The 19,557-nt window shown below is 70.3% G+C and carries 15 protein-coding genes; 5 read left to right on the top strand and 10 right to left on the bottom strand.

The window, feature by feature from the left end; all coding sequences use genetic code 11:
- Nucleotides 1-28: 28 nt before the first annotated feature.
- The gene (locus CLV34_RS12315) at nucleotides 29-850 is read right to left on the bottom strand and encodes a DNA adenine methylase (RefSeq protein ID WP_281255201.1); all 822 of its coding nucleotides are present in this window, start codon (nucleotides 848-850) and stop codon (nucleotides 29-31) included.
- Nucleotides 851-1,033: 183 nt separating this feature from the next.
- Here CLV34_RS12315 and CLV34_RS12310 point away from each other — a divergent pair, with 183 nt between their 5' ends.
- Nucleotides 1,034-2,368 (top strand): site-specific DNA-methyltransferase, encoded by a 1,335-nt coding sequence (locus CLV34_RS12310; protein WP_211289444.1) that lies wholly within the window; start codon nucleotides 1,034-1,036, stop codon nucleotides 2,366-2,368.
- 425 nt (nucleotides 2,369-2,793) lie between these two features.
- Here CLV34_RS12310 and CLV34_RS12305 read toward each other — a convergent pair whose 3' ends face one another.
- The 4 genes from CLV34_RS12305 to CLV34_RS16440 form a co-directional block, all read right to left on the bottom strand.
- Entirely contained in the window at nucleotides 2,794-3,045 is a 252-nt protein-coding gene (locus tag CLV34_RS12305) for a PASTA domain-containing protein (RefSeq protein ID WP_100350611.1), read from the bottom strand.
- Between the two features lie 770 nt (nucleotides 3,046-3,815).
- Nucleotides 3,816-6,083: a hypothetical protein gene (locus tag CLV34_RS12300; protein ID WP_100350610.1), complete on the bottom strand. Its 2,268-nt coding sequence runs from the start codon at nucleotides 6,081-6,083 to the stop codon at nucleotides 3,816-3,818.
- 201 nt (nucleotides 6,084-6,284) lie between these two features.
- Nucleotides 6,285-7,667, bottom strand: coding sequence for a glycosyltransferase family 2 protein (locus CLV34_RS16445; RefSeq protein WP_157803830.1), 1,383 nt, complete (start codon nucleotides 7,665-7,667; stop codon nucleotides 6,285-6,287).
- Nucleotides 7,664-7,840 carry a hypothetical protein gene (locus CLV34_RS16440; protein ID WP_157803829.1) on the bottom strand — a complete coding sequence of 59 codons (177 nt, stop codon included), beginning with the start codon at nucleotides 7,838-7,840 and terminating at the stop codon, nucleotides 7,664-7,666. The genes CLV34_RS16445 and CLV34_RS16440 overlap by 4 nt, the downstream gene beginning before the upstream one ends.
- A gap of 172 nt (nucleotides 7,841-8,012) precedes the next feature.
- On the opposite strand from CLV34_RS16440, the gene CLV34_RS16435 reads away from it, so the two are divergent.
- Nucleotides 8,013-9,137 (top strand): sensor histidine kinase, encoded by a 1,125-nt coding sequence (locus CLV34_RS16435; protein ID WP_157803828.1) that lies wholly within the window; start codon nucleotides 8,013-8,015, stop codon nucleotides 9,135-9,137.
- Nucleotides 9,134-9,817, top strand: coding sequence for a response regulator (locus tag CLV34_RS12290; RefSeq protein ID WP_100350608.1), 684 nt, complete (start codon nucleotides 9,134-9,136; stop codon nucleotides 9,815-9,817). Before CLV34_RS16435 ends, CLV34_RS12290 begins: the two co-directional genes overlap by 4 nt.
- Nucleotides 9,818-9,823: 6 nt before the next feature.
- On the opposite strand, the gene CLV34_RS12285 is transcribed toward CLV34_RS12290, so the two are convergent.
- The 4 genes from CLV34_RS12285 to CLV34_RS12270 form a co-directional block, all read right to left on the bottom strand.
- On the bottom strand, nucleotides 9,824-10,144 hold the full coding sequence (locus CLV34_RS12285) for an STAS domain-containing protein (protein WP_100350607.1): 321 nt from the start codon (nucleotides 10,142-10,144) through the stop codon (nucleotides 9,824-9,826).
- Nucleotides 10,145-10,267: 123 nt separating this feature from the next.
- Nucleotides 10,268-11,368 (bottom strand): chitinase, encoded by a 1,101-nt coding sequence (locus CLV34_RS12280; RefSeq protein ID WP_157803827.1) that lies wholly within the window; start codon nucleotides 11,366-11,368, stop codon nucleotides 10,268-10,270.
- Nucleotides 11,369-11,526: 158 nt separating this feature from the next.
- A complete protein-coding gene (locus CLV34_RS12275) occupies nucleotides 11,527-13,113 on the bottom strand; it encodes an AMP-binding protein (protein WP_100350605.1) in 1,587 nt (528 codons plus the stop codon).
- Nucleotides 13,114-13,246: 133 nt separating this feature from the next.
- On the bottom strand, nucleotides 13,247-14,602 hold the full coding sequence (locus tag CLV34_RS12270; protein ID WP_100350604.1) for a glycosyltransferase 87 family protein: 1,356 nt from the start codon (nucleotides 14,600-14,602) through the stop codon (nucleotides 13,247-13,249).
- 76 nt (nucleotides 14,603-14,678) lie between these two features.
- On the opposite strand from CLV34_RS12270, the gene CLV34_RS12265 reads away from it, so the two are divergent.
- Nucleotides 14,679-15,623: an LLM class F420-dependent oxidoreductase gene (locus tag CLV34_RS12265; protein WP_100350603.1), complete on the top strand. Its 945-nt coding sequence runs from the start codon at nucleotides 14,679-14,681 to the stop codon at nucleotides 15,621-15,623.
- A gap of 253 nt (nucleotides 15,624-15,876) precedes the next feature.
- On the top strand, nucleotides 15,877-18,780 hold the full coding sequence (locus tag CLV34_RS12260) for a discoidin domain-containing protein (protein WP_100350602.1): 2,904 nt from the start codon (nucleotides 15,877-15,879) through the stop codon (nucleotides 18,778-18,780).
- 86 nt (nucleotides 18,781-18,866) lie between these two features.
- On the opposite strand, the gene CLV34_RS12255 is transcribed toward CLV34_RS12260, so the two are convergent.
- Nucleotides 18,867-19,514: a GNAT family N-acetyltransferase gene (locus CLV34_RS12255; RefSeq protein WP_100350807.1), complete on the bottom strand. Its 648-nt coding sequence runs from the start codon at nucleotides 19,512-19,514 to the stop codon at nucleotides 18,867-18,869.
- Between the last annotated feature and the right edge of the window lie 43 nt (nucleotides 19,515-19,557).

Here is a 19,557-nt window from a genome sequence, read left to right as displayed (position 1 = left end):
CAACCCTCCGTGGTCTTTCTCTTGGAGCCTACCAGCCAACGACGATGGCTTCAGGCGACCGACGTGATTCGACTTCGCGCTTGCTCTGTGCCGCCAGCGATCGGCGTGTCGTAAAACGAACGACTTTCGCTCTCGGGAACAGGTCCCGGACACCGTCCGTGTCTCGATTCGACATGATCCAGCGCACGCCGCGGTCTGACATCTGCGCGCACAAGGCAGCCAGTTCTTCCAGATCACGTTGCCCAAAAACTCTGGCGGTGTACTTGTTAAACTTGCTAGTCGGTTCCTTCTCACCTGGGTTGGTAAATACGGGAAGATAGGGTGGATCGAGGTACACAAAGTCGCCCTCTTGGGGCCGCGTGAGTGCGATGCGGAAGTCTTCCTGGCGAACTTCGACCCCTGCGAGTAGCACCTTCAGTAGGTTGCGCGTCTCTTGGTCGAATCCTTTAAATGCGCGGTCACCCCAAGGGACATTCATTGCGCCAGTCTTACTGTTTTCGCGCCACAAATGGTTCCATGATGTGCCGTTGAGGTAGAGAAAACGGGCGGCTTGCTCTAGGGCGCCTGCGGGGTACGACGCGCGTACCTCGTAGTAGAACTCCTTCGAGTCTCGCGCCTTGTACCATTCCAGAAGTTCCTGGAGTTTGTCGGGCTCGTCGCGCATTGCAAGCCAGGCGTTCACAAGGTGGCCGTTGAGGTCGGCAAGGTTCGCAGTACCACCCAACCTTTGTCGAACAGCGAAGAACATGGCGCCGCCGCCAAGGAACGGCTCGTGGTAGTTGCGGATCGTCTCGGGAACATACGGCAGCAACTTGGGCAGAAGCCTGGTCTTGCCGCCGGCCCAGCGAATAAAGGGCCTCGGGGTACGGGATGCTGCGGCTGGTGCACCTGCGGCGGCGGTTGCTGGCGTCTCGAGGATGACGACCTCCGGGTGTCGGATGTGACCGTGTGGGCTGCAGGTGAGATCGTAGCCTCAGTTGGCATGTCGTCCCCGTGCGGCGCTCGGCACACTGCAACAACACCTGGAGGACTCTTGACTGACGCCATCGAGCTCGTGTGGCCGAACAAGGAACGGCTGCTGGTCGCCTCGGGCGCGACGGGCTACGAGTGGGTGGATCGGTCGCGTGACAGTGACGCGCCCTTTGCCCGTACGGAGCAGGTCTCGCCCGGACCCGAGGCAGCGCCAGGGACGTCCGCGTTGGTTGTGGGTGACGGACTTGATGCGGTTGATGCCCTCGGCGGCGCTGGCCTCTTCGGGCCGGACGGGGTCCGGCTCGTCTACATCGATCCACCATTCAATACGGGGAAGTCGTTCAATCAATACGGCGACAAGCTGGCGAGCCCTATGTGGCTCTCGATGCTGAAGGATCGGCTGACTGCGGTCAAGCCGCATCTTCGCCCCGATGCCTCTGTCTGGCTACACCTGGATGATTCCGAACTCCATCGGGCGCGCGCCGTTATGGACGAGGTCTTTGGCGTGTCCTCTTTCGTTGCATCCGTGGTCTGGCAGAAGCGAACCACGAGAGAGTCGCGTTCAGCGTTTAGTTCAAACCACGACACGATCCTGGTATACGCGCCAGCGGGTGCCAAGACCTGGAAGGCCTCTCGAAACCTTCTCGTCAAAGATGACGCGACGCTTCGCAATCGCGATGGTGACCCGCGTGGACCGTGGGCGGATGCCCCCTTTACTGCGCCTGGATACCGCAGTGCCCAGCAGTATCCGATCGTCACCCCATCGGGAGACGTGATTCATCCGCCACGAGGTCGCTCATGGTATGCGACGGAGGGAACATACCTGCGACTTCTTGCCGAGGACAGGATCTGGTTTCCCAAGTCTGGAAGCGGCTCACCGAGGCTCAAGCTTTTTGCGCATCAACTGCGTGGACTTGTTCCTTTTACGGTGTGGGGATCAGCGGACGTCGGTGCAAATGACGACGCTAAGAGGCATCTTCAGCAGCTCTTTCCAGAGTCCCCGTTGTTCGACACGCCTAAGCCTGAAGAACTACTTGAGAGAATCATTCACATCGGCTCGAACGTTGGCGAGCTTGTGGTCGATCTATTTGCAGGGTCGGGAACTACCCCTGCCGTTGCACATAAAATGCGACGAAGATGGATTGCGGTCGAGCGAAATGCTAAGACTGTAGTTGATTTTACGCTGCCCCGACTTAAGTTTGTCGTGGACGGCGCGGACCCCGGCGGGATCACTGGCCAAGTTTCGTGGGCCGGTGGGGGGGCCTTCAGCGTGCTGCATGTTGCCCCGCGACTAGGGCGACTCGAGGGTCTCAGTTCGGCCGCCGGACTCCGGTTGCCAATCGGGAGCATCCTCGGTGGCCCCGAAGCGTCGCTAGGGCGCCCGCTGGCGTCCTAAGCGCTCGTTCGCTCCTGCTTCCTTCGGGTTCGGCAACTTCTCCGCGGCGGGCGACGCGGAGAAGGTCCGCCTGGCTACGTTTCGTGAGAACTTTCCCTACTGACTCAAGGCGCGGCGCAAGCGCCGCGCACCACGCGCCTGGCGGGCGCGGGGCGCGCATGCGGGCTCCGCCCGTTCACGCCGCCGCGCCCGCCCGCGCGCGGCGACCGGACACAGCGACGGCCCCGGAGTCATCTCCAGGGCCGTCCTCACGAGTCCGACTGGTCAGCTTGCCGACTGCCGTGCCCCGCCAGCCACGCCAGAGCTCGCCCGCTGTTCCAGGTGCCGGCCTTCAGCCTCGACGCCGCGGCCGCCTCCGCCGACGTGAGCACCGTTCGGCTCTCGGGATGCTTCAGACGCCTCCGTGTTGCGGGCGATTGGGTTGCTCAACAGCCGTGCTTGGCAACTTCGAGGCGCACCATCTGTTCGTTCACGTACGCTTCCTTGCACACGACGAAGTTTTCCTTGACGATGATTCCAAATGCGGCGTCCGAGGCGTGCTCCGAATATCCGATCTTCGCAGAGTCGAGCGCCTTTTCGGCGTCAGGGAGACTCATGCCGCGGACGTCCGGGCCGACTGGGTCCTTTCCGCCGCAGCCAGCCAGAACGACCGTCGCGAGTGCCCCGAGAAGCACCATAGCTCCGAAGCGTCTGCGGGTGTTCGGTCGGGACGAATGGACGCCCTTAATCGTCATCAATCAATGTCCTCTCAGAAGTGGCTAGCGGAGACTATCAGTGCGGCACGGGAATGCTGCGTCCGTGGACGAATTTCACCCGCCGACGGCTGTGCGGCCCGTGAACACAGAGACGAGGGGTGCGCAAACCGTCGACGGGCCCGCGGCGTGCGTCTGCTTGGCGTGACCGTTGTCGTGTCGCCCGGCTCGACGAGTGTCTTACCGACGGCCACCCGCATCAAGGGCGCCTGCGGCGTCGCTGCGCGATGGGCGCAAGCGCCCACCCTTGACCCGGGCGTCCGCCGGCAAGGCGGGGCAGGGAGCCGGACGACGCCCAGGTGCGGGCGCGGGGCTAGGGTCACCGAATTCCCTCCGTTTTGGAGACCGAACCCACGCCACCACGTCCAACACCACCGAACCGCCGCAATCATGAACATGCAGGTCAGGAAGACTCTTGCCGAACTGCTCAGACTTGTGACAGGGCCACGTCCGAAGCCCACCGCTACCGCCACCCGAAGGGCCCCAACCGCGGAATCACGCGGATCTGGGGCCCTTCGTCGTTCCCGAGGGTTCAGGGATGAGGTCGTCGACCCGGGTGCGAGGTTGCCGTGCCGAGCGGTTGCGCTTGACGACGACCGTCACGACGACGGCGACCCGGGCTACCGCCGCTCGCGGAGCGCGCGAGGGACCCGCCACGACGTGGCGGGTCCCTCGGGTCCTGCATCGAACGGGTGTCAGCTCTCGCGGCGGCGGATCCGCGAGCCGGCGACGAGCACGCCACCCAGCGCCAGCATCGCTCCGGTGAGCCAGAGCACGGTCGTGGCGTCCGAGCCGGTCTGGGCGAGCCCTGCGGCCCGCGCCGCCTCGGACGTCGTGGCTTCCCGGGCGGGAGCCGGTGCGACGAGCTGGGTGCGGCCCTGTCCCTCAGTGCGGACTGTCGTGTTCTCGGCGATTGTCCGGGTGGCCCGGTCGACCGGGGTGGTTCCGCCGCTGGACGTCGGGTCGGTCGGGTCGGTGGTGCCGGGGTCCGTCGGGTCCGTGGTGCCCGGGTCGGTCGGGTCGGTGGTGCCCGGGTCGGTCGGGTCGGTGGTGCCCGGGTCGGTCGGGTCGGTGGTGCCGGGGTCCGTCGGGTCCGTGGTGCCCGGGTCCGTCGGGTCAGCCGGGTCGGCGTTGAGAGCGATCGTCGCCCAGTCCCACGCGGTCGACGGGCGGTCGAGCTCGCCCAGGCCGATCAGCCAGTGCTGGAACTGTGCCTGCGTCCAGTTGCCCTCGTCGTCGATCGTGTACGAGTGGTTGTTGTGGTCCCAGCCCGTGTAGAAGTGCGGGGACCCGAGCTCGGTGCCGTCTGCGGAGCCCCAGATCTGCAGGCCCTCCAGGTCGGCGGCCTTGATGCCCTGCGCGACCTTGACGAACACCTGCTGGCCGGCCTTGACGGTGGTCACGACCTTGCCCTGGGAGTCGACGAGGGTCACGCCGTCGGGGACGGTCCCGCCGCCGGCGAGCCGCAGCTCGACCGGGACAGACGTGCCGGTGGCTGCACCCGTGATGCCCACGGTGAAGCCGTAGGACGTCGAGCCGTCCTTGTTGGACACGGGCGCGGTCGGCACGAACGTCGGCTTGGGGATGACGTTGGTGGTCGACAGGGCCTTCTCGATGAGCCACGCGGCGGTCTGCATCGTGGCGAGACGGTCGCTGTTGTAGCCGTTGGCCCAGCCGCCGCCGTTGCCCGAGTCGAACTGGCGCATCGCGTAGTCCGACAGCGTGACGTGCTGGGTGACCGGGTCGACGTCGAAGAACAGGCTCATCACGTCGTTCCCGCCGGGGCTGCCGTCGTTCGACCCCGCGAAGTACCAGACCGCGAACTGCGTGGCCTCGTACGCGGTGTAGTCGGCGTACCGCTGCTGGCTCGCCGCGTTGTTCTCGGCGACGAGCTGGGCGGCCTCGTCCGCGGTCATGTACCCGTGGTCGATCTGCCACTGGTAGCTCTCGATCGTCTCGAGCCACGGGAAGTCGGTCATGGTGACGCCGGCGCGCTCGAGGAGCGCGCGGGCGTCCGCCGCGCGGGCCGCGAGGTCGTTGCCGCCCTTGTACCCGTTGACCAGCACGGTCTGCTGCGCGTCCGTGTTGCCCCAGTGGATGCCGTCGGGGTCGGTCTTCGCGGTCTCGTCGCCGGACCACACGTGGTACCAGTAGTTCGCGATGTCCCGGTCGTAGACCATACGGATGGTGCCGTCGGCCTCCGTCAGCGTGTGGTGCAGGATGTGCAGCTGCGGCGAGCCGTACCAGCCGTCCCAGGTGCGACCCGAGGTGTGCGCGGCGTCCTCGGCGAAGTACCAGTAGTCGCAGGAGAAGCCGTTGTAGTAGTTGTCGCTCCAGTGCTCGTCCTCGTCGGCGTGCTCGTCCGACGCGGAGGCGCGCAGGGCTCCTGCGAGGGCGCGCGGTGCGGCAGGCTGCGGCGTGCTCGACGTGTCGTTCGCAGCGGCACCAGCGGCCTCGGCTGCGTCGGCGCCGTCAGCGGCGTCCGACGGCACCTCGTCCGTCTTCTCGTGGTCGGCCTGGCGGTCCGGTGCGGCCGGCTCAGCCGTCTTCTCCGACGCGGTGGCGTCGTCTGCGTGCTCCGGCTCGGACGCTGGGGCCGCAGGCTCGGGGGAGGGCGCCTCGGCTGCGGGTGCCTCCTTCGCCGGCGCCTCGGCGGCCGGTGCCTCAGCTGCCGGGGTCTTGACGGCCGGTGCCTCGACGGGCGCCGGACCTGGAACGGGCGCCACGACCGGGTCGACCGGTCCGCGCGTCTCGTTGGTCTCGATCGACGTCGGGTCGGACGCCGGGGCGTCCGTGCGCGAGGTGTCCGCGGCGCGCTCCGAGACGTCGTCGTCGGTGGTCGCCGTCGCGGTCGAGCTGCTGTCGGTCTCGGGCGGGGCCTCGGCGGCGGTCGCCGAGATCGCGGGGCCGCCCACCAGGGCAGCGGCAACCGCGGTGGTGATGATCGTCGTGCGGGACTTCATGGCTTCGTTCCTTTGCTCTGGAGGGCTTTCTTTGACCTCTTCCAGGTTCTGCCCATGCGTCCGGCTGAACATCGGCCGGTCGTATCGTGCCGACGCATCCGTTCGAATAGGTGTCCGCGGTCGAGGCTCGGGCGCGGGCACTGTCGCGGGCACGTGAGAGCGGGCCCGAGGCGTTCAGCCTCGGACCCGCTCCGAGAGGACTCAGGATCCGGCAGTGACCTCGACCTGCGACCGCGTCCCCCACCCGGCCGTCACCTTGACGAACGTCGCCATCGCGTACCAGCGCAGCACCCGCAGCACCGTCATCTGCCACAGCCCGACGAGCGGCGCGACGGCGAACACGCCGAGCCGCTGCACGACCGTCTGGTCGGACCGGCGCAGCGCGAGGTACGGCGTCGCTACGAGGAGGTTGAACGCCACGACCACGACGGCGGTCCACGCCAGGACGGGAAGCTGGGTCAGCACACCGGTGCCGAGGAGCGTCAGGGCGACGCCCGTGTTGGCGGCATAGAGGGCCCACTTCGCGAGGTGCTGCCAGAACGCGTAGCGCCGGGTCGGCAGGTAGCGGAAGCGCCACGCGGAACGCACCGTCGAACCGCGCATCCACCGGAGCTGCTGACGGCGGTGGTGGGACAACGACGTGGGCATCAGCGTGAAGGCGAACGCGTCCGACTGCTGGACGACGCGACCGCACTGGAGCGCGAAGAGCGCGAGGAGGCTGTCGTCCGAGGCGTGCATCGGGCGGCCCAGGCAGGTCTCGGAGAGGTACGTGTCGATGTTGTCCTGGAGCACTCCGGCCCGGTAGAGCGCCAGGCCCCCGGAGGTCACCTGGACGGAGCCCATCCGCGAGAGGGCGGAGCGCGTGACGAGCTGCGCGTCGGTGAAGGCGAGCTCCTGGATGCGCGTGAGCAGGTTCTCACCGTAGTTCGCCGTGAGGACCACGCCGGCGACGGCCTGCACCCGGTCGTCCGCGAACGGCTGGACGCCCTGGGCGACCGCCTCGGGGTCGAGGATCGTGTCGGAGTCGACGGTGAGGTAGACGTCGGCGTGCGGCGCGGCACGAAGCCCGACCACCTGTGCCTGACGCTTGCCCCCGTTCGGGACGCGCTCCCAGTGCCCCGTCACGCCGTGGCGCACGCATTCGGCGAGGAACCAGTCGCGGGTCGCCGCGTAGTCGCCCGTGGTGGAGCCGTCGTCGGTCACGCAGATGTCGTCCAGCGGGCGGGACTGGCGCAGCATCGAGGCGAGGCATGCGCGCAGGGCGTCGTCGTCCTCGTTGTAGGCGGGGACGAGCGCGACCACGCGGAGCCGGTCGACGGTGTCGCGCTCCGCCTGCGTCCGGGGCGTGAACGTCGGGTTGGCCGAGCCGGCCACCAGGTCCCACGCGACCGCGACGAGCCCGGCGATGCAGATCGAGGTGACCGCGCGCGGGGTGTCGAACATGGCGACGAGGCGCATCGCGGCGTAACCGAGCAGGGCGAGGGACAGGACGACGAGCGTCGTCTGCATGCCGCCGCGGCGCAGCGTCGCGCGCGGTGCCGCGGGGGTCGCGGGCCAGGGGCCGCGTGCCGTCACGGTCCTCACGCCTCCTTCTCGTCGTGGTGGCGGCGCTGGAGGGTCACGCGGACGAGCAGCGCGCCGAGCACGACGAGGCTCACGGCGATGCCGGCCACCCATCCGACGGCCGCACCCGTGGTCGCCAGGCTGAGCAGGGCCACCGGGCCGGCTGCTCCGAGAGGAAGGTCGTCGCCGCTCATCGTCGTCTCCAAGAGGTCGGTGCTCGAGGGGTTGTTCCCTCGCTGTCCTGACCATCGTGCGGCGGCGGGAACCCTCCGGGGATCGGCCGGACGGATACGTCGCGCGCATCCGATCGGCGCTCCTGCGACCGTCCTCGCGCGCTCCGTCCCGAGGCGTGGTTACGTTCGGGGCGTGCAGGGTCTCGGCGTGGTCGGGAGCACGCGCCCGGGTGCGCGTGCCCTGGTCGTGCTGGCCACCGTGGTGCTCGGTGTCCTCGTGGTCGGCGTCCGGGACCAGCAGGGGTCGCTGGACCACGGCCTCTGGGTCGAGGTCGGTGCGCAGGTGCTGGCCGCAGTCCTGCTGTGGTGGGGCCCGCGCCGCCCGGGCCCGGTGCTGGTGGGCTGCTGCGCCCTGGCGGTCGTCTCCCCGACCGTCGCGGCCGGGGTGGCGAGCCTGCTCGTGGGGCTGCTCGTCCCCGGCGCGAGCGGTGTCTGGTGGCTCGTCGGCGGAATCCTCGCCGGCCCCGGCCTGGTCGCCGCCACCGCCGAGAGCTGGTCGGACGCGTTGCCGGGGCGGCTGGGCCTGGCCGTGCTGCTCGCCGCATGGTTCGTCGGGCGAGCGGCGGCGACCCGGCGCGCCGCCGCCGGCGCGCGGTCGGTCGGTCGCCGCGCGGCCGCCGAGCACCTCGTCGTCTCGGTGCGCGAGCTCGAGCGGGCCCGGCTCGCACGGGAGATGCACGACCTCGCCGCGCACCGCATGAGCGAGGTCGTGCTCCGCGCCAACCTGCTCGAGACCCGGGTGCCCGACACCCTCGCGGGCGACGTGGTCGCCATCCGGGACGCTGCCCGCGCGGCACTCGATGAGCTGCGCCAGCTTCTCGACGTCCTGCGGCGCGACGAGTCCGACGAGCATCCGGAGGCGCTCGGCCTCGGGGCGCTCGAGGCGCTCGTCGCTGAGTCGCGTTCGGTCGGTCAGCCGGTGACTCTCGAGGTCGTGGCTGCGCGCGACGCGGTTCCGGGGCCGGCTGAGCGCACCGCGGTCCGCGTCGTGCGGGAGGCCCTCACCAACGCTGCGCGGCACGCGCCGGGTGCGGCCACGTCTGTGACCGTGCGGGACCGGGCGCCCGCGACGCTCGAGGTGGTCGTGCACAACGGCGCCCCGGTGCGCGAACCGGTCGACCTGCCCACCGCGCACGTCGGTCTCACGGGCCTGCGGGAGCGCGTCGCGCTGATCGGTGGGACGGTCGACGCGGGACCGTCCGACGACGGTGGCTTCGAGGTGCGGGCTGAGCTGCCGCGGACGAGGGGGCGGGAATGATCCGGGTCGTGGTCGTGGACGACGAGCCGCTGTTCCGTGACGGGATCGCGGCCCTGCTCGACGACGCCGACGACATCGACGTGGTAGGGCGGGCCGATGACGGCGACGTCGGCCTCGACGTCGTCCTGCGCGAGCGACCGGACGTGGTGCTCACCGACATGCAGATGCCGGGCCGTGACGGCCTCGAGCTCACCCGGGACGTGGTCCGGCTCGCGCCGGGCGCCGTGGTCGTCGTGCTGACGCACTTCCAGGACGACCGGTACGTGGTGCCCGCGCTGCGCGCCGGGGCTGCCGGATACCTGCTCAAGGACAGCACGGCCGAGGAGCTGCGCCAGGGGGTGCGGGCGGCTGCGGCCGGGGAGGCGATCCTGTCGCCCGTGATCACCCGCAAGATCCTCGACGCGCTCGTCGCCTCCGACGCCTCGGCCGCCGTCGAGCACGCGAGCGAGGCTCGCACGCGGGTCGCGGTGCTGAGCGACCGGGAGCGCGAGGTGCTGGGCGAGGTGGCCCGAGGTGCGTCCAACGCGGAGATCGCACGTGCGCTGTACATGGCGGAGCCGACCGTCAAGGCGCACCTGTCGCACGCACTGGCGAAGCTGGGTCTGGTGAACCGCACGCAGGCGGCGATCCTCGCGCACGAGGCCGGCCTCGACGGCGGGGGCGAGCCCGTCGACCGGTGACCGACGTCAGACCACGGTCGCCTCGCCCGGGCGCAGGCCGAACGCCTCCCACGTCATCGTCATCTCGAGCAGCGCGTTCACAGGCTGCGAGATCGCACGCAGCTTCGTGGGGCGTTGGGACGCGGCGAGCAGGATGAGGCGCAGGCCGGCGGAGTCCATGAAGGTCACGGCGCCGAGGTCCAGGGTGAGGCGCGCGACGGTCTCGACGCCCTCGAGGAGCTCGTCGGCGACGGGGGCCGTGAGTGCGTGGTCGACGTCGCCCCACAGGACCCAGGTGGAACCGTCGTCCTCGATCCGGATGCCCCCGTGGGCGTTCTCGTGCTCCATCGTTGCTGTCCTCGGTCCCGTCTGGCCGTGCGTCCCGGTGGGACGACGCCACGCGGCGTCGGCGAAATCGTACAAGCACAGGGCCCCGCAGTCTGCAGACTGCGGGGCCCCGTCCGGGTCAGATCACGGCCACCACGAGGTGAACGGGGCGAAAGCCTTCGAGAAGGCCCAGTCGCCCTGCTCGACGCCCGAGCAGTTCCACGCGCCCTTGACGCCGACGCAGTCGGTGCCCTGGTGGTCACGCTGGACGGCCCAGAAGCCGATGTAGCCGAGATGCTTCTGCGTCGCCCACCTCTGGAACGTCTTCGCCTGGTCGACGGAGAGCGTCTCGGTCGGGCCGAAGTCGTCGATGCCGTTCATCTGGACCACGCCGATCGCGTTCCACAGCAGGGCCTTCGGCACACGGGGTGCGTAGAGCTCGTGCACCTGGTCGAGCAGGCCCGTGGCCGCGGTCTGCGCGTCGGCCACCATGTCGTGCTGGGCACCGTCCCAGTAGTCGAACGTCATGACGTTGAACGTGCGGATGACGGCACCGTGCGCCTTGGCGGACGACACGAGGTCCTTGCCCGTCTGGACGAGACCGTTCGGTGTCGACGGCAGGGTGTAGGTGACGTCGACGACGCGGTGGTTCTTCACGGCCCAGCGCTGCAGCTCGGCGATGGCCGCGTTGCGGCGCTCCACGCCGGGCGTGTTCTTGATCGAGTCGCCCTCGATGTCCATGTCGAGACGGGTCACGCCGTACGTCGTGACGACCTTCTCGTACGCCTGGGCGATCTTGTGGACGTCGGTGCAGGAGTCCGCGATCTCGTGGAGCTGCGCCGGGTCGCCCGCCCAGGTGGTGGTGTCGTTCGTGGCGTTGTAGCCACCGAACGAGATGATGACGTCGCCGCCGGCCTTGCGGATGGCCGCGATCTCGTCCTTGTAGGCGCCGTCAGCGACCGACGTCTCCTTGTTGCCGGCCCAGTACAGGTCGCACGAGCCGGGCTCGTCCGTCTGCAGGAACGCGAGCGTCATGTACTTGTTGCCCGAGTCCTTCGCGGTCTGGGCGATCGAGTCGACGGCCGTGACGTCCAGGTAGGGCGCGGAGACGTGGAGCGGCAGCGGCAGGCCGGGACGCAGGTCCCCGGAGCCGCCCTGCGCGGTGGCCGACGAGGCGAGTGGGCCGATGGCCACGAGTGCGGAGGCGGCGAGCGCCGCCCCGGAGAGGAACACGGAACGCTTCAAAGCAACTCCCTTGCTGCGCCCTCCGTAGAGGGGCATTCCGGGCGGCGCGCCACGTTGCACGCCGCGTCGTGTCTGCGCCGTCAGGGCGCAGGCACGACGCTAGCCGCGTGCCATCGGGGTTTACAAGGGCCGCGAACAATCTCGCGGGTCGAGTTGCCTCAGAGACGGCCCGCCTCGCGGGCACGCAGGTCGCGGCGCAGGATCTTGCCGGACGACGACTTCGGGATGGCCTCGACGATCTCGACGCGTCGGACCTTCTTGTGCGGGGCGACCCGCTCGGCGACCCACGCGATGATCTCGTCCCCCGAGACCGCGCGGCCGGGCTGCAGGACGACGTACGCCTTGGGGACCTCCTCGCCCTCCTCGTCCCGGATGCCGATGACGGCCGAGTCGGCCACGTCGTCGTGCGTGAGGAGCAGGGCCTCGAGCTCGGCGGGGGCGACCTGGTAGCCGTGGTACTTGATGAGCTCCTTGAGCCGGTCGACGATCGTGACGACACCGTCGGCCCGGACGGTCGCCATGTCACCGGTGTGCAGGAAGCCGTCGTCGTCGAGCGTGTCGGCGGTCGCCTGCGCGTTGTCGAGGTATCCGACCATGACCTGCGGGCCGCGGACCCAGAGCTCGCCCGCCTCGCTCTCGCCCTCGGCGGGGACGTCGATGTCCTGCCCGGTCGCGGGGTCCACGAGGCGGCACTCGGTGTTCGGGATCGTCCAACCGACGGAGTCGAGCGGCAGGTCCGCAGACGCCGGGATGACGTGGCTCACCGGGCTCATCTCGGTCATGCCGTAGCCCTGCTTGACCCGGCACCCGAGGCGCTCCGCGACGGCCTGCCCGAGCGCGGCGTCGAGCGGTGCCGCGCCCGACAGGACGGTGTGCACGGTCCTCAGGTCGTACTCCGCGACCATGGGGTGCTTCGCGAGCGCGACCGCGATGGGCGGCGCGATGAACAGGTAGGTGCAGCCCTGGTCCTGGACGAGCTGGAGGAACTGCTGCAGGTCGAACCGCGGCATCGTGACGAGCCGCGCGCGCTTCACGAGCGCGAGGTTCAGCAGCACGGTCAGCCCGTAGATGTGGAAGAACGGGAGGACGGCGAGCACGCGGTCCTCGGGCGTCATCTCGAGCAGCGGTGACGTCTGGGCGACGTTCGCGACGAGGTTGCGGTGCGTCAGCAGGACGCCCTTCGCGACCCCCGTGGTGCCCGACGAGTACGGCAGGACGGCGACGTGCGTGGACGGGTCGACGTGGACGTCGGGGGCGGGAGTGCCCACGGTGAGCAGGTCGCGCAGCGACGGGTGGCCCTCGGCGCCGTCGAGCACGACGACGTCGTCCGCTCCGAGCCCGATCTCGTCCGCGGCTGCGCCGCCCGCGGCGAGCAGCGGCGTGACCGTGAAGAGCATGCGGGCGCCCGACGAGCGGAGCTGGGACGCGACCTCGCGCGCGGTGTACAGGGAGTTGACCGTCGTGACGGTCGCGCCGGCGCGCAGGATGCCGTGGAACACGGCCACGAACGCGGGGACGTTGGGGCACAGGAGCCCGACGACGTCGCCGACACCGATCCCGCGGGCGGCGAGCGCCCCCGCGACGGCGTCCACCTGGGCGCGGAGCTCGCGGAACGTCGTCTCTCTCCCGCTGGGGCCGTCGACGAGCGCGACGCGGTCGGCGTCCTCGTCGGTGAGGGACGCGAAGAGGTAGTCGTAGACCGTCACGTCGGGGATGTCGACGTCGGGGAACGGGCTTCGGAACACGGGCGATCTCCTTCGATCCTCCCGGCCGCACCGCTGCCGCCCTCACCGTCGAGGGCCACGACCGGGAGAGCCATTGGAACAGATCAGGCTGAGCGCCGGACCGCCGAAGTGGTCCGTCCGGGTCTCGGGTTGGTCACGATCCGTCGACGGGTGCGGACGACGCCTCCGACGACGCCGTGACACCGCGGCGCGGCCGCGCGTGGCGTCCCAGCAGCACGGTGAGCCCGGCGGCGAGCGCCAGGATCGCGACGTTCCGCACCGCCTCGTTGACGACGTCGAACGGCACCGCGTAGAGCCAGTACTTCGCGTACCGCCACGGGTAGAGGATCTGGGTGAGGACCGCGACGACCACGAGGACGACGGCCACCACGCGCCACGCGCGCGCTCCCGCGACGCGCGACTCGGCCGGCCGGAACGCCGTGAGCGCGACCGCGACGGGCGGCGCGAACCACGCCACGTACTGCGGTGACCCGACCTTGTTGAACGCGAACAGCGAGAGCGTGAGCGCGGTCGTCGAGAGCAGCACGAGCTCGAGCTGGGGGAGCCGGCGCTCGTCCTCGTCGGGCAGGTCGCGGCGCTGGTTGACGGCGGCGCGCCACGTGAGGACGGCGATGGCCGCCACCGCGAGGACGAGCAGGACGTTGAGGGCGCTCGCCATCGCGTGCGTCCCCGGGCCACCGAGCTCGATGACGACGAGCGCGTCGTTGAAGTACGCCTTGTAGTCGCCGCTCCACAGCCGCGCGACCGAGAACGGGGTCGCGGCCCCCGACTCCACCTGGAGCCCCCGGGTGCCCTGCTCGGTGAGGAAGCCGAGCACGCGTCCGCCACCGCCGAGCACCGCGGCGGTCCCGACCACCACGACCGACACGACGGCCGCGGGGAGCACGACCCGGCGCCAGGGACGCTTCTCGGTCAGGGCGAGCGGCACCAGGACCGCGCCGGGCGCCACCTTGACCCAGGCGGCGTACGTCGCGATCACCGACGCGAGGGCGGGCCGTCCGCTGGTGCGAGAGCGGGACGGGAGGAGCTGCGCGAGCGCGATGACGGTGAGCGGCGCGGCGATCCCGTCGAGCCGGCACATGCCGATCGGCCCGAGCGCGAGCAGGAAGACGAGCCACCACCACGCGCCGACCGTCCGCCGCGGGCCCCGGTGGACCAGGCAGGCCACCGCGATCGCGTCGAGCGCCGTGACGAGCAGCAGGAACGTGTTCTGGTAGGCGCCCTCGTCGAGCGAGAGGAAGCCCGGGACGGTCACCGGGACCAGCGCACCGAACGGGTACACCCACGTGAAGTCGACGACGGGCCAGGTGCCGTCCTTGAGGCCCTGCTGGGCCCACGTGCGGTACAGGTCGACGTCGCCGAACATCATCCCGGCGTGCGCGTGCGCCTGCCAGATCAGCAGGGCGTGCACGACGACGAACCCCACCCACACGCCGGTGACCCCGGTCAGGGGGCGCAGGCGGGCGCGGAGTGCAGGCGAGAGCGGCATGGGCGCACGATATCGGGTGCGCCTAGGCGCCCGCCGTGCGGTCCGGGGTGCGGCCGGGGTGCGGCAGAGTGGGGTGATGACCACCACCGACCTTCCCGGCCCCGTCCGCCTCCGCGTCTTCACCGAGCCCCAGCAGGGAGCGACGTACGACGACCTGCTCGCGGTCGCGCAGACCGCGGAGCGCCTCGGGTTCGACGCGTTCTTCCGGTCCGACCACTACCTCGCGATGGGCGGCGACGGGCTGCCCGGCCCGACGGACGCCTGGACGACGCTCGCGGGCCTCGCGCGGGAGACGTCCCGCATCCGCCTCGGGACCCTCGTGACGTCGGCGACGTTCCGGCGGCCGGGCGTCCTCGCCGTGCAGGTCGCGCAGGTCGACCAGATGTCGGGCGGGCGCGTCGAGCTGGGGCTCGGCGCGGGCTGGTTCGCGCGCGAGCACGAGGCGTACGGCATCCCGTTCCCGAAGAACCGGTTCGACCACCTCACCGAGCAGCTCGAGATCATCACGGGCCTGTGGTCCACGCCCGTGGGCGAGACGTTCACCTACGAGGGCGACCTGTACCGCCTGGTCGACTCGCCCGGGCTGCCCAAGCCCGTGCAGCAGCCGCTGCCGATCGTCGTCGGCGGGAGCGGGCCGCGGCGGACGCCGGCGCTCGCGGCCCGGTTCGCGGCGGAGTACAACGCGTCGTTCCCGGAGATCGACGAGGTGCCGACGTTGTTCGGCCGGGTCCGTGACGCGGCGGCGGAGGCGGGGCGCGCCCCGGACGACCTCGCGTGCTCGGCGGCGCTGGTGCTGTGCGTCGGGAAGGACGAGGCCGAGTTCCGTCGTCGTGCAGAGGCGATCGGGCGGGAGCCTGACGAGCTGCGCGAGCACGGCATCGCGGGCACGGTCGACGACGCGGTGGACGTGATCGGCCGGCTCGTCGAGGCGGGGGCGTCGCGTCTCTACCTGCAGACGCTCGACCTGCACGATCTGGACCACCTCGCGCTGGTCGCCGAGGAGGTCGCGCCGCGGCTGTGAGCGCGGTGAGCGCGGGTGGGCCGCCTGGGCGTTCCGCTCCGCGGCGGCCAGCGTCGTAGTAGCGATCTGCCGTAGCCACGCTCTCAAACAAAACTTCTCTTGTCGACTTCTTGCGTGGTGACTGTCGACATACGTACTGTGGCCGAGTCAGGATTCGGGCACTTGCTGCGTATGCCCGAAAACACCGGGCTGTCGGCGGCGTTGCCGGCGGCCTCGCCCCTCGGGGCGCCGCACCGGACAGAGAGGTCCGACCGTGAGCAACGAAGCACACCCCTGCACACCCGCCCGAGAACCCCGAGGACGGTTCCGGGCCGTCGCCGCCGGCACGACCGCGGCGGCCCTCGCCGCGCTCGGGCTCGGCGTCGGGATCGCCGCCACCACCGCGACGACGGCCACGGCCGCGACCACCGCGTCGTCGCCGTCCCCCGTGGGCATCCCCGGCCGCGGGGCGAGCGTCCCGTTCGTCGAGCAGGAGGCCGAGAACGCCGCGACCAACGGCACCGTCATCGGCCCCGACCGCACCTACGGCAAGCTGCCGTCCGAGGCGTCGGGACGCCAGGCGGTCACGCTCGACGCCACGGGCGAGTACGTCGAGTTCACGCTCAGCAAGGCGGCGAGCGCGATGGACCTCGCCTACTCGATCCCCGACAGCGCGAACGGGACCGGCCGGGACGCGACGATCGCGCTCCTCGTCAACGGCACGAAGCTCAAGGACGTCCCCGTGACGTCGCGGTACAGCTGGTTCTACGGCGGCTACCCGTTCAGCAACTCGGTCGGCGACAACCAGCACCACTTCTACGACGACGTCCGCACGACGTTCGGCTCGACCCTCGCGGCGGGCACGAAGGTCCGGCTGCAGGTGACGTCGACGGCCCAGTCGCCGACGTTCACGATCGACGTCGCGGACTTCGAGCAGGTCGCGGCGCCGATCGCGCAGCCGTCGGGCTCGCTCAACGTGGTGACGGACTTCGGCGCCGACCCGACGGGCGCGGCGGACGCGACCCAGGCGTTCCAGAACGCGGTGAACGCCGGCGCGGCGCAGGGCAAGAAGGTCTACGTGCCGCAGGGCAGGTTCCTCGTCACCAACCACGTGATCCTCGACAACGTCACCCTCACGGGCGCCGGCCAGTGGTACAGCGAGCTCACGGGCAACCGTGTCGGCCTGTACGGCAAGGACGCGTCCGCGGGCGGCAGCCACAACGTCAACGTCTCCGACCTCGCGATCCTCGGCGAGGTCAAGGAGCGCAACGACTCCGACCAGGTCAACGGGTTCGGCGGCGCGATGAGCTCGTCGACCATCGACAGCGTGTGGATCCAGCACACCAAGGTCGGGGCGTGGATGGACGGTCCGATGGACCACCTCACCATCAAGAACAGCCGGATCCTGGACCAGACGGCCGACGGCATCAACTTCCACCTGGGCGTCACGAGCTCGACCGCGACGAACAACTTCATCCGGAACACGGGTGACGACGGCATCGCCGAGTGGGCCGAGACGGCCGAGCACGACAACGTGTTCACGTACAACACGGTGATCACCCCGGTGCTCGCGAACAACATCGCGATCTACGGCGGCACCGACATCACGGTGTCGAACAACGTGGTCGCGGACACCGTGACCAACGGGGGCGGCATCCACATCGCCAACCGGTACCCGGGCGTCCAGGGCGCGGCGGGCATCGGCGGGACCATCACGGTCGACCAGAACACCCTGATCCGCGCGGGCAACTCCGACTTCAACTGGCAGTTCGGCGTCGGCGCGATCTGGTTCGACGGCCTCAACCAGCCGATCGACGCGACGATCGACGTCACCAACATGAACATCCTCGACAGCTCGTACGAGGCGATCCAGTTCATCGAAGGCGGCACCAAGACGGTCCACTTCAAGAACGTCACCATCGACGGCACCGGGACGTTCGTCGTCCAGGCGCAGTCGACGTTCGCGGCGACCTTCGAGAACGTCACGGCGACCCACGTCGGGTACTCGAACCCGATCTACAGCTGCCAGGGCGCCGTGAACACGGGCATCACGCTGGTGGGCAGCGGCAACACGGGCTGGTACACGAGCTCGCCGTACTGCGGTCCGTGGCCCGCGCCCGTCTACACCTCCGCGGGCGGCGGCGGCTCCACGCCGACCTCCACGCCGACGCAGAGCCCGACGCAGACGCCGACGCAGACCCCGACCCAGACGCCCACCCAGACCCCCGGCTGCACCCTCGGGACGGGCGACCTGGCCCGCGGCAAGGCGACGTCCGAGTCGTCGCACGTCCAGACGTACGCGTCCGGCAACGCGGTCGACGGCAACGTGTCGACGTACTGGGAGAGCGCCAACAGCGCGTTCCCGCAGTCGCTCACGGTCGACCTGTGCGCCCCGGCGAACGTGGCGAGCGTCGTCCTCGCGCTGCCCGCCGGCTGGGAGGCGCGCACGCAGACGCTGTCGCTCGACGGCTCGACGGACGGCTCCACCTGGTCGTCGCTCGTCGCGTCGAAGGCCTACGCGTTCGCCCCGGCGAGCGGGAACGCCGTGACGATCCCCGTCACGTCGAAGACGGCGCGCTACGTCCGCGTCACCGTCACGGGCAACACCGGCTGGCCCGCGGGCCAGCTGTCGTCCGTCGAGGTCTACGGGACGGCCGCGGGCGGCGGCTCCACGCCGACCCAGACGCCCACGCAGACCCCGACCCAGACGCCCACCCAGACCCAGACGCCGACCCAGACCCCGACGCAGACGACCGCGCCGGTGACCGACCTCGCTGCGGGCCGGCCCGTCTCGGCGCCGTACGCGGACGTGTACGTCCCGTCGAATGCCGTCGACGGCAACGCGTCGACGTACTGGGAGAGCCCGAACAACGCGTTCCCGCAGTCGATCACGGTCGACCTGGGCGCGTCGAAGACCGTCGGCCGGCTGGTGCTCGCGCTCCCGCCGCAGGCCGCCTGGGCGAAGCGGACCGAGACGCTCAGCGTCCTCGGCAGCACCGACGGCTCGACGTACACGACGCTGCGCGCTTCCGCCGGGTACACCTTCGACCCCGCCACGGGGAACAAGGTCACGGTGACCGTGCCGTCGTCGTCGGTCCGCTACCTGCGGCTGACGTTCACGGCGAACACCGGCTGGAACGCCGGGCAGCTCTCGTCGCTCGAGGCGTACTCGAGCTGATCGGGTCGCCCTCGGGCGATCCCTCCAGCGAGCACGGACGCGGGGTCCGGGCCGGGTGACACCGGTCCGGGCCCCGCGTCCGTCCGTCAGCCGTCGAGGCGCATCCCGAACACGACGCCCGGTCGGTTGAGCCGCACGAAACCGACGTGCTCGTAGAAGCCCTGCGCGGCCACGTTGTCGGGCGCGACGCCGAGGTGCACTCCGCGCACGCCCTGCTGGCGCAGCGCGTCGAGCAGCGTCGCGAGGATGCGGCGACCGTTGCCGCCGCCCTGCGCCGCGGGCAGAAGGTCGACGTGCAGGTGAGCCGGGTAGTCGGCGAGCAGTGCGTCGTCCGTGACGTCGGGGTGGTGGATCGTGCGGACGCGGGCGGCGGACGGGCTGTCCTCGGGGTAGACGCCCTCGGGGTAGCGGGCGCGCAGCGCCGGCCACCACTCGGCCTCCAGCACGTCCTCGAACGACCGCGTGTCGGCAGCGCCCAGCACGTAGCCGACGACCCCGTCCTCCGGGTGCTCGAGCACGAACGCCAGGTCGGGCGCGAACCGCAGGTACTGGCCCGCGTAGACCTCGCCGATCAGCCGCGGGTCGTCGTAGTCGTCGGTCGCGTCGGCGCCCGACGCGCCCGTGCGCAGACAGATCTCGTAGACCCGGTCGACCTCCGCGCGGTCGTCGACGTCCGCACGACGGATGGGCAGCGTCGGGATCGTGGTGGTCGGTCCGCCGGCAGGTCCGGGCATGCGCTTCACGGCCTCGTTCGATCGTCGGGAGGGGACGCGCGAT

It is taken from the genome of Luteimicrobium subarcticum (assembly GCF_002798015.1).
Lineage (GTDB): Bacteria > Actinomycetota > Actinomycetes > Actinomycetales > Cellulomonadaceae > Luteimicrobium > Luteimicrobium subarcticum.
The sequence above is the reverse complement of the archived record's forward strand: the minus strand, read 5'-3'. Positions and strand labels throughout refer to the sequence as shown.

Bases quoted from the DNA above. Each gene is read 5' to 3' on its own strand.
- CLV34_RS12305 (WP_100350611.1), bottom strand. From the start codon at position 3,045: ATGGTGCTTCTCGGGGCACTCGCGACGGTCGTTCTGGCTGGCTGCGGC.
- CLV34_RS12300 (WP_100350610.1), bottom strand. From the start codon at position 6,083: ATGAAGTCCCGCACGACGATCATCACCACCGCGGTTGCCGCTGCCCTG.
- CLV34_RS16440 (WP_157803829.1), bottom strand. From the start codon at position 7,840: ATGAGCGGCGACGACCTTCCTCTCGGAGCAGCCGGCCCGGTGGCCCTG.
- CLV34_RS12290 (WP_100350608.1), top strand. From the start codon at position 9,134: ATGATCCGGGTCGTGGTCGTGGACGACGAGCCGCTGTTCCGTGACGGG.
- CLV34_RS12285 (WP_100350607.1), bottom strand. From the start codon at position 10,144: ATGGAGCACGAGAACGCCCACGGGGGCATCCGGATCGAGGACGACGGT.
- CLV34_RS12270 (WP_100350604.1), bottom strand. From the start codon at position 14,602: ATGCCGCTCTCGCCTGCACTCCGCGCCCGCCTGCGCCCCCTGACCGGG.
- CLV34_RS12265 (WP_100350603.1), top strand. From the start codon at position 14,679: ATGACCACCACCGACCTTCCCGGCCCCGTCCGCCTCCGCGTCTTCACC.
- CLV34_RS12255 (WP_100350807.1), bottom strand. From the start codon at position 19,514: ATGCCCGGACCTGCCGGCGGACCGACCACCACGATCCCGACGCTGCCC.